The organism is Sphingobacteriia bacterium (assembly GCA_017304685.1).
Taxonomy (GTDB): Bacteria; Pseudomonadota; Alphaproteobacteria; order Rickettsiales; family 33-17; genus JAFKLR01.
The window spans coordinates 185,953-202,677 of record JAFKLR010000003.1 but is presented as its reverse complement, the minus strand read 5'-3'; the positions used below and the strand labels follow the sequence as shown (position 1 = coordinate 202,677).

14 protein-coding genes are annotated in these 16,725 nt (G+C 30.5%); 6 read left to right on the top strand and 8 right to left on the bottom strand.

The window, feature by feature from the left end; translation table 11 throughout:
- Positions 1-5: 5 nt before the first annotated feature.
- Positions 6-782: an alpha/beta hydrolase gene (locus tag J0H68_01050; protein MBN8827278.1), complete on the top strand. Its 777-nt coding sequence runs from the start codon at positions 6-8 to the stop codon at positions 780-782.
- Between the two features lie 17 nt (positions 783-799).
- Here the strand turns inward: J0H68_01050 and J0H68_01045 are convergent, their stop codons facing one another.
- The 5 genes from J0H68_01045 to J0H68_01025 form a co-directional block, all read right to left on the bottom strand.
- The gene (locus J0H68_01045) at positions 800-1,411 is read right to left on the bottom strand and encodes a DUF721 domain-containing protein (protein MBN8827277.1); all 612 of its coding nucleotides are present in this window, start codon (positions 1,409-1,411) and stop codon (positions 800-802) included.
- Positions 1,404-1,934, bottom strand: a complete 531-nt coding sequence (gene coaD / locus J0H68_01040; GenBank protein MBN8827276.1) for a pantetheine-phosphate adenylyltransferase — start codon at positions 1,932-1,934, stop codon at positions 1,404-1,406. Before coaD ends, J0H68_01045 begins: the two co-directional genes overlap by 8 nt.
- Positions 1,935-1,937: 3 nt before the next feature.
- The gene (gene gyrA / locus J0H68_01035; GenBank protein ID MBN8827275.1) at positions 1,938-4,706 is read right to left on the bottom strand and encodes a DNA gyrase subunit A; all 2,769 of its coding nucleotides are present in this window, start codon (positions 4,704-4,706) and stop codon (positions 1,938-1,940) included.
- A 156-nt stretch (positions 4,707-4,862) separates the two neighbouring features.
- A complete protein-coding gene (locus J0H68_01030; GenBank protein ID MBN8827274.1) occupies positions 4,863-6,413 on the bottom strand; it encodes a DHA2 family efflux MFS transporter permease subunit in 1,551 nt (516 codons plus the stop codon).
- Positions 6,414-6,423: 10 nt separating this feature from the next.
- On the bottom strand, positions 6,424-7,500 hold the full coding sequence (locus J0H68_01025; GenBank protein ID MBN8827273.1) for an HlyD family secretion protein: 1,077 nt from the start codon (positions 7,498-7,500) through the stop codon (positions 6,424-6,426).
- Between the two features lie 91 nt (positions 7,501-7,591).
- On the opposite strand from J0H68_01025, the gene J0H68_01020 reads away from it, so the two are divergent.
- The gene (locus J0H68_01020) at positions 7,592-8,203 is read left to right on the top strand and encodes a TetR/AcrR family transcriptional regulator (GenBank protein MBN8827272.1); all 612 of its coding nucleotides are present in this window, start codon (positions 7,592-7,594) and stop codon (positions 8,201-8,203) included.
- A gap of 168 nt (positions 8,204-8,371) precedes the next feature.
- The gene (locus J0H68_01015) at positions 8,372-9,115 is read left to right on the top strand and encodes a M15 family metallopeptidase (GenBank protein ID MBN8827271.1); all 744 of its coding nucleotides are present in this window, start codon (positions 8,372-8,374) and stop codon (positions 9,113-9,115) included.
- A gap of 143 nt (positions 9,116-9,258) precedes the next feature.
- Here the strand turns inward: J0H68_01015 and clpB are convergent, their stop codons facing one another.
- The 3 genes from clpB to J0H68_01000 all read right to left on the bottom strand — a co-directional run bounded on the left by clpB (position 9,259) and on the right by J0H68_01000 (position 13,597).
- Positions 9,259-11,829 carry an ATP-dependent chaperone ClpB gene (gene clpB, locus J0H68_01010; protein MBN8827270.1) on the bottom strand — a complete coding sequence of 857 codons (2,571 nt, stop codon included), beginning with the start codon at positions 11,827-11,829 and terminating at the stop codon, positions 9,259-9,261.
- Between the two features lie 91 nt (positions 11,830-11,920).
- The gene (locus J0H68_01005; GenBank protein ID MBN8827269.1) at positions 11,921-12,817 is read right to left on the bottom strand and encodes a hypothetical protein; all 897 of its coding nucleotides are present in this window, start codon (positions 12,815-12,817) and stop codon (positions 11,921-11,923) included.
- A gap of 21 nt (positions 12,818-12,838) precedes the next feature.
- Positions 12,839-13,597, bottom strand: a complete 759-nt coding sequence (locus J0H68_01000) for a hypothetical protein (GenBank protein ID MBN8827268.1) — start codon at positions 13,595-13,597, stop codon at positions 12,839-12,841.
- A 192-nt stretch (positions 13,598-13,789) separates the two neighbouring features.
- Between J0H68_01000 and nrdR the strand changes: the two genes are divergently transcribed.
- From nrdR to J0H68_00985, 3 genes are all read left to right on the top strand, one after another.
- On the top strand, positions 13,790-14,245 hold the full coding sequence (gene nrdR, locus J0H68_00995) for a transcriptional repressor NrdR (GenBank protein ID MBN8827267.1): 456 nt from the start codon (positions 13,790-13,792) through the stop codon (positions 14,243-14,245).
- Between the two features lie 84 nt (positions 14,246-14,329).
- Positions 14,330-15,238: a cation transporter gene (locus J0H68_00990; GenBank protein MBN8827266.1), complete on the top strand. Its 909-nt coding sequence runs from the start codon at positions 14,330-14,332 to the stop codon at positions 15,236-15,238.
- An 89-nt stretch (positions 15,239-15,327) separates the two neighbouring features.
- Positions 15,328-16,683 carry a hypothetical protein gene (locus tag J0H68_00985; GenBank protein ID MBN8827265.1) on the top strand — a complete coding sequence of 452 codons (1,356 nt, stop codon included), beginning with the start codon at positions 15,328-15,330 and terminating at the stop codon, positions 16,681-16,683.
- Positions 16,684-16,725: the final 42 nt, after the last annotated feature.

The window sequence follows — 16,725 nt, the reverse complement described above, 5'->3', positions numbered from 1 at the left end:
TTTGTATGACTAAAATCCAAAGATTTTTTTATTCTCCTAATAATTTTATTGCCTATAAAAGTGAATTTAGCAAGCTAAAACGTAATTTACCTGGAATTATTTTTGTACATGGCTTTAGATCAGACATGAATGGTGACAAAGTAATAGCCGTTGAATCCTACGCTAAAAAGCATGATTTAAGCTTTATAAAATTTGATTGTAGGAATCATGGTGAATCTTCTGGTGATAAAAATGAAGGTAGTATTTCTACATGGCTTGAAGACCTTAATTCGGTAATAACCAATTTAACTTTAAAAGACCAGAAACAAATTTTAATCGGTTCAAGCATGGGTGGGTGGCTAATTTTACTTGCAGCTCTTAAAAACCCTGAAAAAATTCATGGTTTACTTGGCCTTGCTTCCGCTCCAGATTTTACTAAAGATCTTATGTGGGATAAATTATCAACTAGCGAACAAACACAATTATTAGAACAAGGTTCTTTAAAATTAAAAGCTGATTGGTGTACAAGTGAATATTTAGTTACGAAAGAATTGATTGAAGATGCAAAACAACATTTATTATTACATAAACCTTCTATTAATATTGATTACCCAATTAGATTATTACATGGTATGAATGATACTGATGTACCTTTTGACACTTCAATTACTCTTGCTAAAAAACTTCTATCTAAAAGAATTAAATTATCGCTTATTAAAGATGGAGATCACCGTCTTTCTCGCACTCAGGATATAGATTTATTACTAAAAGAGCTTGATGAATTGTTGAATATAAAAAACTAGTATGTAATTAATAGTATTTATTTATTATTAAATACCCTATTACCTAAATTACTTAAAGCTTCTTTAAGTTCTTCATCCTCAAAACTTTCAGTAATTTGAGTAACTAAAGGATGTTCCGGAGCTTTTTTGTAATATTCCAAATTTAATAATTCAGAAGAATTTTTATATACTTGTGTAATTTCTAATTCGTGTATAAGTCTAAAACCTAATAATATTGCAATTGCTTCTATTACGGTTTCTTTTTTATAAGTTATTTCTAACGCAATTCCGCCCGAATATGCTTCAATTTTCAACTTATTCTTTTGCTGTTTGTTTTCTCTATAGCTTATAATATTTACAGGCCCACATTTAGTGGAAAGATCGTTACCAACCACACGATGCCAATCAAAAATTATTCTTCTTAAATATTTATTTTGATCATTTAAAACTGGATTTATAATTTTCTCAAGCAAATTAGTTACCTGCCTGAAACCATTATTATAAACTTTATTTTGTGAAGAACTAATAGCAGAAGATTTATCGTTTTTACTTAACTTATAATTACCTGAAACCTTATCTTCATTTATTTCACTTTCTACTTTTTTAGAATTAAAATAAGATTTATTAAGCTTTTCAGTTTTCTCAATCATTTAATTGCTGTACTGGAGGTTCCTTTAGTTTAGCATAATAATTATTCAACTTTTTGACAATATAATTACATGAAAAACTTGATGCATCACCACCAAGACGAGCTACTTCCTTCACAAAGCGAGAAGATACGTACTGATTATTTTCTGAGGCTGGTATAAATATGGTTTCAATACTTGGCATAAGCCTTGAATTTACACATGCTAATTGAAATTCATATTCAAAATCAGGGACAGCTCTAATGCCTCTGACAAGCAAACTTGCCCCTAAATCCTTTGCAAAATGAACTAATAACCCTTTAAATGAACTTACTTTAATGCGGTGTAATTCATTTGGAACAATTTCTTTTATATAATGTTCTACCATATCCACCCTTTCTTCAGCAGTAAAAAGGGTATCTTTATAATTTTCTACGGCAACTGCTATAACTAATTCATCAACAACATTCAAAGCACGCTTTAAAATATTAGCATGCCCAATTGTCATTGGATCAAAAGTACCTGCATATATACCTATTCGCTGCATAAACTATTCTTCTCCAGAGGTAGAATTATATGATGTTGGGTTATCTAATATTGGATTATCAATAATACCTTCTTCATTATTTTCTTCACCTTCTTCTGAAGCTCCATCAATAATTCTTATTGCAGAAACAACAACTTCTTTATTATTAGTTGTAAATAATTTCACACCCTGAGTATTACGTCCGGATACACGAATATCATGCACAGGACATCTAATTACTTTACCTTTATTTGTGAGTAACATAATTTGGTCACCATCTTCCACTGGTAAGCTTGCTATAACATTACCATTTCTTTCTGAAGTTACGATATTGGTAATACCTTGGCCACCTCTATTGGTTACCCTATATTCATAAGCTGAGGTACGCTTACCAAAACCATTTTCAGTTACTGTGAGTAAAAATTGCTCTTGTTCAGCAAATTTTGTAATTTTATCAACACCAAGGCTATTGAAAATTTCTTTATCAACTTGAGTTAATAATTCTTCGTCAGTAGGGCTTTTTGCAATTTGTTTTCTTAAATCTAAAGTTATTGAAGTAAACAAGCTTCTCTCTTCCATATCTGCTTCAGCTCCAACAAGTACAGACATAGAAATAACTGAATCATGTTCAGCAAGTCTAATACCTCTTACACCCACAGATGTACGACCTTTAAATACCCTTACTTTTTCAACTGGGAAGCGCACAGCCTTACCTAGATATGTGCAAAGTAAAATATGATTATCATCGTTACAAAGTGCAACACCAATTAACTGATCACCCTCTTCTAACTTCATAGCAATTTTACCATTAGAAGGAATATTTTCAAAATCACAAATATCATTACGTCTTACATTACCGAATGATGTTACGAATACTATATGCTTATCTTTCCAATCCTCTTGATCTTCAGGTAGCACCATTACGTTTGTAATTTTTTCACCTTCACTAAGTGGGAAGATATTTACAAGAGCTCTACCTTTAGCTTGCGCAGAACCTATTGGTAATTTGTAAACTTTAAGCCTATAAACTCTTCCAGTACTTGAAAAGAATAATACTGGTGCATGAGTACTTGCTACAAAAATATCTGTAGTCATATCTTCTTCATGCATGGTCATTGTTGACTTACCTTTACCACCTCTTTTTTGAGCACGGTAAGTTGAAAGCGGTACACGTTTAATATAGCCGCCAGCAGTTACAATTACTACCATATCTTCACGTGGGATAAGATCTTCTATATCGTGTTCAAATTCACTAAATTCAATTTCAGTTCTACGAGGAGTTGCGAATTCTTCTTTAACTTTAATTAATTCTTGTTTTAATTCGCTCATTAGTCTTTCTCTTGAAGAAAGAATATCCATATAATCTTTAATGTGAGCTGCAATTTCTTCTAATTCATCATGTATTCTTTTATGCTCAAGACCTGTTAAACGTTGAAGTCTCATTTCAAGAATAGCTTTAGCTTGTTCTTCAGTTAATTTAATAGTCTCCCCTACAGTTACTAAATTATCTGCTCTTTCAACAATATTTATCATTGAAATAATATTTTCAGCACTCCAATTTTTATTCATTAATTGTTCTTTAGCAGCATGTGGGTCTGGAGCAGCTTTAATTAAAGCAATTACTTCATCAATATTAGAAACCGCTGTTGCAAGACCAATTAAAATATGAGCTCTATCTCTAACTTTGTTTAAACGGAATTTAGTTCTTCTTGTAATTACAATTTCTCTGAATTCAATAAAAGCTGCAATTACTTCCTTAATATTCATTTGAACCGGACGACCATTATCTAGCGCCAGTAAGTTTACACCAAAAGATGTTTGTAATGGTGTATAGCTATATAATTGATTTAAAATAACTTCAGGGAAAGCATCTCTTCTAACTTCTATAACAACCCTTACGCCACTTTTATCAGATTCATCTCTAAGATCAGTAATTCCTTCAATTTTCTTTTCACGTACAAGTTCCGCAATACGTTCAACTAATTTTGCCTTATTTACTTGATAAGGGACTTCAGTAATGATAACCGCTTGTTTGCCCTCTTTAGTTTGCTCAAAATGCGTTTTTCCACGCATAATTATTGAACCACGACCTGTGGCAATAGCTGATTTAATACCTGAAACACCTAGAATTGTACCACCTGTTGGAAAATCTGGGCCTTTAATTATTTCACCAATTTCTTCAAATGTAATATCTGTATTATCAATATATGCACAGCAAGCATCGATAACTTCACCTAAATTATGAGGTGGGATATTTGTTGCCATACCTACAGCAATACCACCAGCTCCATTAACTAATAGGTTTGGAAATTGCGCTGGGATAACAACAGGCTCTTCTTCTGATCCATCATAGTTTGGTCTGAAATCAACTGTATTTTCATTAATATTTTCAAGTAAAGAATGCGCAACTTTTGCTAAGCGAGATTCAGTATAACGCATTGCCGCTGGAGCATCACCGTCCATAGAACCAAAGTTACCTTGGCCATCAATTAAAGGTAATCGTAAAGAGAAATCTTGCGCCATACGTACTAAAGAATCATAAATAGCAGCGTCACCATGTGGATGGTATTTACCCATTACTTCACCCACGATTCTCGCAGATTTACGATATGGCTTATTATAGTCACATCCAGATTCCATCATTGCGTAAAGTATTCGACGATGCACTGGTTTTAAACCATCACGAACATCAGGTAAGGCACGGCTAACAATCACACTCATAGCATAATCTAAATATGAGCGTTTCATTTCGTCTTCAATTGCAATTGGAACTAAATCTTGACTTTCAAGCATATATCTTTTCTCTTATGAACTAATATAAAGTAAATTTTTGACTCACAAACTATACCACATTAAGCACGATAAGCAATAAAATGTTTTAAATTTATTAATGTTTTTCTTAAAATTTATTCTATAAAATTCAATTACTTGCAAAGTAATAAAAATTTTCTAGTGAGCGCCACTCATTTCATCAGATTTTTCCACTTTTTTCACAAATAACATTAGAAAAATGCAAGCAAATAAGTAAAGACCTATAGCAATAAATGTATCGTTAAAAGCCTTGATTAAGGCCTGTTTATATACCGCTCCAGATAGAAGCTTTAAATTAATTAAATCAATATAACTAGGGTCAGTTACAGTATTTTCAATAGTTTCTGAAGTTACACCTTCTGTACCTAATTGCGATAATTTAGCATAATTTAAAGTTTCTCCTATACTAACTTGATGCACTTTTAAACGCATTTTTAAATAGTAATCAATAATTGCAATACCTATTGCCCCACCTAAATTACGCATAAGATTATATAATCCACTAGCGTTTTGTACTTCATGCGGTTGTAATTTACCCATTGCCACAGTTGTCATAGGTAAGAAACATAGCATAATTGAAATCCCTCTTATTGCTTGCGGCCAGAACAATTCATGAAAACTTACTTCTAAATTCATGAAACCATTCGCAACCATTCCTATAGCATAAATAAAGAGTCCTAACATTAATAAAATTCTTAAATCTAATTTTTTTTCTAAAATTCCTGCAATTGGACCAGATGCAAATTGAAATAACCCCGTTACCCACATAATCATTCCTATTTGTAAGCTACTATACCCTTTAACTGTTGTAAGTAACAGAGGCATTAAATAGACAGATCCATATAGACCCACCCCTATTCCAAAACTTAAAGCGCACCCTACAGCGAAGTTACTATCTTTAAATGCTCGTATATCAATAACTGGAGAATCACATTTTAATTCATGCCATATTAACCATATAGAAGAAATAATAAGTGTACAAAATAAAGTTTTAACTAGCCAATAATCAAACCAATCATTATTTGGTCCTTTCTTTAAAAATAATTCTAATGAACTTAAGGAAACTATAACTAAAAACAAGCCTAGAAAATCAAACTTTTTTACTAATTCATAATTTGGTTTATCTATATTAATATGCTTATTAACCCCATATGAAACAAATATACCCGGAATTATATTAATTAAAAAAAGCCAGTGCCATGACCAATTAGATGTAATCCATCCTCCTAGAGTTGGGCCTAGGGTTGGTGCGACTGTAGCTACAAGTCCTGCAATAATTGTAGCTTTCGGCTGTTCACTTTTAGGAAATATTAGAAAAATTGCAGAAAATACTGTGGGTATCATTACACCACCAAACAGTCCTTGTAGCACTCTAAAGAAAATCATTGATTCTAAATTCCAACTAAAAGCACAGGCAGCGCTTGAAATTGTAAATAAAAGACAAGCATAGGTAAATAAAACACGAGTCGATAATACTCTAGATAACCAACCAGTTATCGGAATAACTATAACTTCAGCTATTAGAAAAGCAGTTTGAACCCAACTAATTTCATCTAATGACGCAGATAGACTAGCTTGAATTTCTCCTAAAGAACTTGCTACAATTTGTATATCTAAAATAGCCATAAAAAGGCCTATTATCATTATAAAATAGCCTTTTCTATTTTCAGCGCTTGATATTTCGCTCATATGCATTCAACTATTTAGATTTTTGACCACTTGCCGTGTTAATTTTAACAACACTTGACATTCCAGGAACAATTCTAAACCCTTTATTATGTTTAATAGAAATTTTTACAGGCACTCTTTGAACAATTTTTGTAAAGTTTCCTGTGGCATTTTCTGCTGGTAATAAACTAAATTCTGAACCTGAAGCAGGGTATATCGCTTCAACTTTACCATAAAAAGTTTCCCCTGGAAAAGCATCAACATTTATTTTTACTTTATTATTCGGTTTAACATTTTGTATTTGGCTTTCTTTAAAATTAGCAATTACCCATAAATTATTTAAAGGTACTACATGCATAAGAACGCTACCTTGACGAACGAATTGACCTTTTTTTACACCTCTATTACCTATAACCCCATCAATCGGGGATTTAATACTAGTTGCGTCTAAATCGATTTGTAAAAGCTTTAAACTTTCATTTCTTGATTGCAACATAACTTTAGCTTTTTCTAATTCGTTTTTATCCATTAATATATTTTTTTCTGAAACTTGGATTCCTAATTGAGTAGTCTCTAAATCAGCTTTTGCTTTTAAATATCTAGCTTTAATACTATCAAAATTTCCCGTAGAAATAACGTCAGTTTTATTGAGCTTTATTGCTCTTTCATAATCTTTAAAATTTTTGTCAAAATCCGCTTGAGAAGCATCTAATTTGGCTTTACTTTGCTCTAGTTCAATATCTTGAACTAATATTTTTTGTTCGAGGTTTTTTATTGTAAACTCTATCTCTGCTATATCAGCTTTTCCTTTATTAAACTTCGCAATATAATCTTCATCTTCAATTTTCGCTAAAATATCTCCAGCTTTAACATTTGCCCCATCATCAAGGCGCACTTCTTTAACGTAACCATTAACTTTACTCATTATAGGAGTGACATCACCTTTTACATACGCGTTGTCTGTAGAAATTATATTTTTTAAATAAAAAATATAATATAAAATGAAGGCTATTATTAAACAACCCATTACAAAACCTAACTTTTTTAGGTAGGCATTTTTATTTTCTTTAATAAGAGTTTTAATATTATCTAATGAATTTTTTTGCATATAATTAATCACTTAACTTGAACTAAACTGTTTAGTTTAATATACTATAATATATCTTTAATTTTCAAGCCATTTAAATTAATTTGTTATTATGAAAAATAAAAAAACATTAATTGAGTTTCCGTGTAACAAGAGAGACCAAATTATTAAAGCTGCAGAGCATTTATTTTTAAATAATGGGTTTTCTACAACAAGCATGGAAATTATATCGCACGAGGCAAAAGTTTCAAAAGCAACTTTATATAATTATTTTGATAGCAAGGAAATGTTATTTGCTCATGTAATTAAAAATAGATGCGAAACCTTTGCATCATTGTTATCAGAAAATCTTAAAGAAGACCGAAGCCTTAAGGAAAATCTAATTTTTATAGGTAAAAGTTTTCTTAATAAAATACTAGATAAAGATTCCATAAATCTCTTTAGAATTATTGTGTCAGAATCAAAACATTTTCCAGAATTAAGTCAGGCTTTTTTTAATAATGGCGTCATGAAAGGTACAGAAGTCATAGCTAATTTCTTAATGGAAAAAGGAAAAGTTTTAAATATATCTGACTATAATAAAGCTGCTGAATTTTTTTTGACTACTCTCATTGGGCACTTACATTTAAAAGCGACCTTAGGGGTTTTAGATAATAATTCAAATATAATCGCTGATGATTTCATAATAGAAAAAATAGAATTATTTTTACGTTGCTACGAATAATTTTCCATTTTAAAAACTTATTTCTAATTTTTCGCAATTAAAATTAATAATAAAACATCTTTAAATACTTTATTTATGTTTGACATAAAATGTTACACACTTATAATAAAATTGTTAACGGCCGTTTCGATTCTAAACTAATTACTAACCTTAAAAAGGAGATAGGGTATGTTGAGATTTCTAATGGTAATTTTTACCTATGTTTTATGTTTAAATGCTGCCCAAGCTACAGCAAACTTTCCAGAAGGCTTTGTTTATCTTGAAGAAGTAGACCCGACAATCATTCAAAATCTTCGTTATTATTCAAAAGAAAATTTTATTGGTAAAAGACTTGATGGTTATAAAGCTAACCGTGTAATTTTAACAAGACCTACAGCTTTAGCCCTTAAAAGAGCTCAAGATATTCTTTTAAAAGATGGTTATTCACTCGTAGTTTATGATGCATATCGCCCACAAAAAGCGGTAGATGCAATCATTAAATGGAGTAATAACTTTAAAGATCAAAAATATAAAGAAGATTATTATCCAAGAACTGATAAATCAAGAATAACTAATTTTGGTTATTTTGCTTTAAAATCTCCTCATTCTAGAGGAAGCGCTGTTGACGTTACTATAATTTCTTTAAATAAAACACCAGGACCAATCATTAAAACCCATCGTAAACTTACTAATAATGTTTCAATGACATTTTTAGATGATGGCACTGTTGATATGGGTACTTCATTTGATTTAATGGATGAAGCTTCTGCTCCTGGTTCTAAACTTGTTTTAGACAAAAATAGAAGTAAACGTGCATATTTAAGAGAAGTTATGACAACAGTAGGTTTTAAACCTGATGAAAGAGAATGGTGGCATTTCTTATTAGAAAACGAAATGTATCCAGATACATATTTCGATTTCGATATCGAATAAAACCTTTAAAGCCTACTGTAAAAAGTAGGCTTTAATTTTAATAACTTTCCTATTAAATTTTACTTTTAAGTCCTTCAATTTATCTATTAAAAAAAATAATATAAAATAAATGCCAAGTTTATTTCATCCCTGGCACTAAATATCTACTTTATAATTAATTCTTTATCATTAGCGTCTATAACCACTTTACTTCCAGGCTGTATTTCACCAGCTAAAATTTTATAGGCAAGCTTATCCTGTAAAAGCTTTTGCACTACTCTTTTTAAAGGTCTGGCTCCATAAAGCGGATCATATCCTGCATCTGCAAGTAAATTAATAGACTTATCAGTGAGTTCAATAAAGATATCTTGCTCGCTTAAATGAGTTTTTATTTTTTCAAGATACACTTTAACAATATCATTCATATCTCTACGTGACAATCTGTGGAATAAGATAATCTCATCTATACGATTAATGAATTCTGGTCTAAATGATTGACTTACTCTTTCCATAATTTTGTCACGCACTTTTTCTGCAGGTTCATTTTCTTTAAGTTCTACTAATAAATCTGAACCGATATTTGAAGTCATTACAATTATAGTATTACAGAAATTAACCACTCTTCCATGGCTATCGGTTAATCTTCCTTCATCTAAAATTTGTAAAAATAAATTAAATACATCCGGATGAGCCTTTTCTATCTCATCAAATAATATAACTTGATATGGCCTTCTTCTTACGGCTTCGGTTAAATATCCACCTTGCTCATATCCAACATACCCTGGAGGAGCCCCAATTAAACGCGCTACAGAATGTTTCTCCATATATTCTGACATATCTACTCTAAGTAATGCGTGCGAATCATCAAATAAAAATTCTGCTAGAGATTTAGTTAATTCAGTTTTTCCCACTCCAGTAGGGCCTAAAAACATGAAAGTTCCTAGTGGTCGGTTTTTGTCACTAACACCAGCGCGAGCTCTTCTAACTGCATTACTTACAGCAATTATCGCATCTTTTTGACCAATAACCGATTTACCTAAATGTTCTTCCATAGTAAGTAGTTTTTCACGTTCACCCGTCATTAATTTATCAACAGGCACTCCAGTCCATCTTGAAACTACTAATGCAATATCTTGGTCTGTAACTGCTTCTTTAAGTAAGCCAGTAGATTTTGCTTTTTCTTCCTGATCATTTATTTTCTTGGTTAAATCGGGAATAATACCATACATTAATTCGCCAGCTTTTGCTAAATCACCTTTCCTTTGAGCAGCTTCTAATTCTAATTTTGCATTCTCTAAATTCTCTTTTAATTTTTGTAGATCTGTTAATTTCGATTTTTCAGCTTTCCATTTAGCATTTAACTCAGTTGCCTCGCTTTCAAAATCTTTTATCTCATTGGTTAAATCTTCTAATCTATCTTTAGAGGCTTTATCATTTTCTTTTTTTAATGCCTCCATTTCGATTTTCATTTGAATAATTTTGCGATCAAGCTCATCAAGCTTTTCTGGCTTACTATCAATTTCCATTCTAAGCCTACTTGCCGCCTCATCTACTAAATCAATTGCTTTATCAGGTAAAAATCTATCAGAAATATATCTGTCTGAAAGTGTTGCAGCAGAAACTAGAGCATTATCAGTTATTCTTACACCATGATGAAGCTCATATTTTTCTTTAAGGCCTCTAAGTATTGAAATACTGTCAATTACTGTAGGTTCTGAAACATACACAGTTTGAAATCTACGAGCAAGAGCCGCGTCTTTCTCAATATGCTTACGATATTCATCAAGGGTAGTTGCTCCTATACAATGCAATTCTCCACGTGATAAAGCAGGTTTTAAAAGATTAGAAGCATCCATCGCTCCTTCTGAAGCTCCTGCTCCTACAAGAGTATGCAATTCATCAATAAATAAAATTACATCCCCTTCACTACTTGCTATTTCATTTAAAACTGATTTAAGCCTTTCTTCAAATTCTCCTCTAAATTTAGCACCTGCAATCATCGCTCCTAAATCTAAAGAAAGTAATCGTCTATTTTTAAGGCTTTCTGGTACATCGTCATTTATTATTCGTTGAGCAAGACCTTCCACAATCGCGGTTTTACCAACACCTGGTTCACCAATAAGCACTGGGTTATTTTTAGTTCTTCTTGCAAGAACTTGAATAGCACGCCTTATTTCTTCATCACGACCAATAACCGGGTCAAGCTTATTTTGTCTGGCTTTTTCAGTAAGATCAGTAGCATATTTTTTAAGGGATTGATAACTTTCTTCACTATGCTGACTTTCAGCTTTTCTACCACCCCTAATTTCATCAATAACAGCATCTAATTTTGCTAGTGTTAAACCTGCTTTTTTTAATATATCGTTAGCTTTAGATTCTACATTAAGTAAGGCTTGAAACATACGTTCAACGGTAACAAAACTATCACCTTTCTTTTTAGCTAAACTTTCTGATTCTAAAATTAGCTTAGCAAATTCCTGTGAAGTAAGAACGTGTCCAACTCCACCTCCTGTAACTTTTGGTAAAGATTGGATTTCTTTATCACATTCAGCTTTAATTTGAGCATAATTACCTTTACTAGAAATAATTATATTTTCGATAAAGCCTTCATTATCGTTAAGCATTTCATTTAACAAATGTGCTGCCATTAAATATTGATGCGAATTAGCAAGGGCTGCATTATATGCACCCTGAATAATATTTTGTGCTTTACTCGTAAATTTTTCTAAATTCATAATTTCCCCTCCATAATTTGGGATTTTCTATATCTTATATAAATATTGATTATAAAAAATCTAGGGTTGGAGGATAAAATTATTAAATTAATTAATGGCCGTTATGTCCATGCCCATTACTTTCATGATCAGTTTTTTGATGTCTTTCATGGGTGTGCCTGGAATCGTGATTAGCAGGTGATGAGTCGTCTAGAGTATTATTTTTATGATCCTGTAATTGTTTTAAAGCATTACTTAAATTATTTTGTTGGCTTTCTTTTAAAACATTTAATAACGTTTGTTCATTATCTAGGTTATCTCTAAAATTATCCATACAAGCATTTTGTGCTAAATTTTCTGCTAATGCTATAGCATTTCCGCGCGCTATACTTATACTGTCTCTGTTGTTAGATTTTTCACCCATTTCTTCTAACGCTTTAGTTTCATGAATGTGAGCAGTAACTTCTTTATGAGTTTGATGTAATATTACATTAGCTCTTGAAGTCTCTATCCCTTGATGATTTCTTTCATAATTTTTACTAACTTCTTTTGCTTCTTGAATTATATTTTTTTCTTTTAGAACTTCTGTTTCGACTAACTTAATTTCAATTTTTTCTATTTTTATTTCTTCAGGAGCTTTTGAAATTTGAGCTAAATCGATTCCAAGTTTGCTCGCTTGTTGTAAATATGATTCTTGCTCTTGCCCTAATTCTCGAGATTGTTCATAATTATTCTGTGAATTATTTCCACCAATATTATTTTTTGTACTTAAAGCGTTAGCTAGTTTTCTGAACCCTAAAAAAATCAAAAGTCGCATTTTAAAAAATTTAAGTAATAGCTTAATTAAGAATGATAATTTATCTCCTAACTTCCTTTTACTATTAACCTTGAATTCCTTTTCAACATTATCTTCACTTTGATCTATTTCCTGGCTTATAGGCAAATCTTTTCCATTAACCTTTTCACGAGCAGTTAATTTTTCAATATCATCAAAATCATTTTGAGACATGGGTTTATACAACCATTTAAATTATTTTATTTCAGGGCTTTTTTTAGTAGCTTGCTTGGAAGGATCCATAGGAGCAGGACTAGACACACTAGCTCCACCGGTTCTCATTTTAAGAGAACCTGAAGCCGATTTTGCCTTAAATTCAGCATTAGCCTTTTCCATATTATCTATTGCAGCTTGCTTATTTCTATCCGCCTGTTCTATATATTTTTGTTTTCTTTCTTCAGGAGTTAAAGGTTTTCTCTCTTCTTTATTTTCAACCTTATTAACTTCTTTTCCTTGAGTTTTACTTCCACTCCTTTCTACTTCCTCTTCCAATACCTGAATATTTGAATGCCCTTCATTCTCAGGAGTTTTATTAGAAGTATAATCAGCGACTTTATTTTTATATTCTTCAAGTATTTTTTTTGCAGGTTTTGGTGTGGATAAACCTAGAATTAAGCCACCTATTAACATAGCTCCACCAAGTAATTGGGCACCTGGAATTGGAATTATAAAGCTTGCAAGAAACATTATACCGCCTGTCATACTTAAACCAGACCCTGCTCTTGCATTTTTATTAATATTTTTCTTAGCTTTTTCTAAGGTTTCTTTGTCTTTTTCTAACTTTGCTAACTCTTTACTATCTTCATCAGAAAGTTCTTTTTTATTATTAGCTTCGTTAATTTTGCTATTAATATATTTTATTGTGTTATCAATATCGCCAATTTTTTTGTTTAGCTTTTTTTCTTGATGATCTTTAAACCAATTTTTTAGTTTTTTTCCTAGATCCCACAGCATAATACGGCCTATAATAAATAATATACAATATATAATTATTTAATATATTAACTTTCCTGTCAATTTTTAATATATTAATATTTTAACTAATTTGCAACCTATTGATTTTAATTGCTTCTTTTCTTGTAACTATGAATATAATTCTATATTTTAAAGGGATAAGAATTGATTTATTAATAAAAGTTAATATTTATGAAATGTCCTTTTTGTGCTTTTGAAGATACCCAAGTTAAAGACTCCCGGGCAAGTGATGATGGTCATATTATTAAAAGAAGGCGTCAATGTCTTAAATGTAATAACCGCTTTACAACTATAGAGAAAATCCAGTTTAGAGAAATTTCGGTTATTAAAAAGAATGGAGAAAAGCGACCATTTGATAGAGAAAAAATATCTAGGTCAATTAGCATTGCATTTAGAAAAAGGCAATTATCTAGTGACCAAATTGAATCTTTAGTAAATCAGGTTACTGCGAAGGTAGAATCGTTAGGTAATAACGAAGTACATTCTAAAACTATTGGTGAAATTATTATGTCTACACTTGCTGAAGTTGATCAAGTTGCGTATGTTCGTTTTGCCTCGGTTTATAAAGAATTTAGCGAGGCAAAAGATTTTGAAAAATTTTTAACTAAAATTGATAAAAATAAATAATTATTCTAATAATTTCTATCTTATAATTGAAATTATTTTTATTTAAGTCACAATCAAATTCTAACTCATTTAAGAAGATTTTTTATGTCATTGCATTATCATGACCATTGTAACCACAATAAGACACAAGGCCGTATATTATTAAGGGCTTTGATCCTTACCTCAAGCTTTATGATTATTGAGGCAATAGCTGCAATTTATACTGGTTCTCTTACCTTACTTGCTGATAGCGGACATATGTTAATTGATAGTATAGCATTATTTCTTTCATGGTTTGCGCTATTCATATCAAATCGTCCTAAAAATAATAAATTTACTTATGGTTATCATCGCTTACAAGTAATTGCGACATTTGTTAATGCTATAAGCTTACTTGTTTTATCAATTTATTTGGCCTTTGAATCATTTTTTAGATTTTTTAACCCTGTGGAAATAGGCGGTGAGGCAATTTTTTATGTAGGATTAATTGGCCTTCTGGTTAACTTCCTTTCCTTTCTAATGATTAGAAACGGAGCAAGTGATGATATTAATATTAAAAGCGCTCTTCTTCATGTTTTAAGTGATATGTTAGGCTCAATTGCTGCAATTATTGCAGGATTTATAATTATGTTAACTGGTTGGGCAGAAGTTGATGCTATACTTTCATTATTGATATCTGTACTTTTTTTAAAAGCTAGTTGGCGTTTAATAAAACAATCCAGTTACATTTTAATGGAAGGATCTCCAAGCTCAATAAATCCTGACGAAATTATAAAAGAAATAATAGATAATTTATCGGTAGTCACGGATGTACACGATATTCACATTTGGTCTTTAACGCCAAATCATAAGCTTACCACACTACACGTTATGATAAATGATAACTCTATAAATTATGATAAGTTACAAGAAGATATAAGAGAAATTTTATATAAAAAATTTGATTTAACTCATTCTACTATTCAAATAGAGACATTAGCTTGCCCTGATAAGCAAACAGCCTTACTTTATTAAGTATTAGCATTTCTTAATAAATAACTTTACTTTTAGTTAATTTTTTGTTAATATATATACATGTAATTAATTTAAATTAAAGGGCTATAATGAAAAATTATCAACAAGTAGCAGTTAATAATGCAAATGAGGAATTATCTAAATATGGAAAAGATGCTATCTCCAATCTATATTTAATAAAAAATTTATTTATTTTAAGTAGAAGGTACTTTGATGATGTTAAACTATTTGATTTAAGCTCTTTTGAAAGTGAAATATTTCAAACTTTTTCTGCTAATAACAAAGATGCTTATGAAGCATTTAAAGTCTTTTATCATTTTATAAAAGAGAATAATACAAATCTTCAACACATAACCTCACCTAGTATAATCAACACTTTACTTGCAACTGAAAAAAGAATGGGATCAAATTCTTCAATAATCATGAAAATGATTTTTGAAAATTTAATTAATAAAAATTTATCTACCGAAGAATATTTTAAAATTTTTGATAAAGAAGGGAATTTCATACCTGGTGTTGATTTACAACAAATTATAAAAGAAAAATTATCAAAGCAAGATTATGAAAATTTTTCTAACCTACTTTATAATATTACAGTAGGAGAATTAATTCTTAAAAGAAATAAACAAACTAGTGATAATCTTGAATATTCTACTTATGACGGTGAATCATATAATTCTAGCGGCCTTTACGTTAATAAAGATGGTGAAGAATTAGGTAGATCCGTAATGCCAGGCATGGAAGATTTGACTAAATCTGTATTACTAGACAATTCATATATGGAAAATTCTGTTTATGGTCTGGAATCATTTAACTCACTGGAGGCATCAATCATTCCAACCGATCATGGACTTAATGAATCTTTCCTTGAGAAAAATTTCGCTAACAATACCCGGGTGTATTTAAGCCCAAGTAAAGAATTAGTTTTAATTCCTTCTACAAAATTTACAAGCGATCAAGCGAAAGCAGCTGGATTAATTATTGATTTACGCAGTCAAAATAATACTTCTTTTAGAGATAAAACTACTAATAAAAATTATGCTAAAGTTCAAGGGGAAAACAAATTTGTTTTTGAATGCTCCAAAACAATTCCTCCGCAAGTAATGTTAAGTGAATTCTCTGCTTTTATTAAAGACAATCATATTATGTCTAATAACCCTGTAGTAATTTTATATGATTTCAATAATGGATTAAACTCTATTGCAGTCCATAATCTAGTATTAGCTATGTATTTAAATGTAAATGAGCATAAAATACAAAAGGGGGAAAATCCAATTTATAATTTTGAAAGCATCTTACAAGATCTTCAACAACCTGACCTTAAAACAGGATATGATAAATTTAAACAAATTTTAGATATTTCATATAATATAACTAACCGATTTGATGCTAACGAGTTAAATCAAATAATAAGTTCTATTTCATCAATTTCTTTAAAAAAATAATTTCTAAAAATTCTAAATTAATGGCACTAGAACATTAATTTA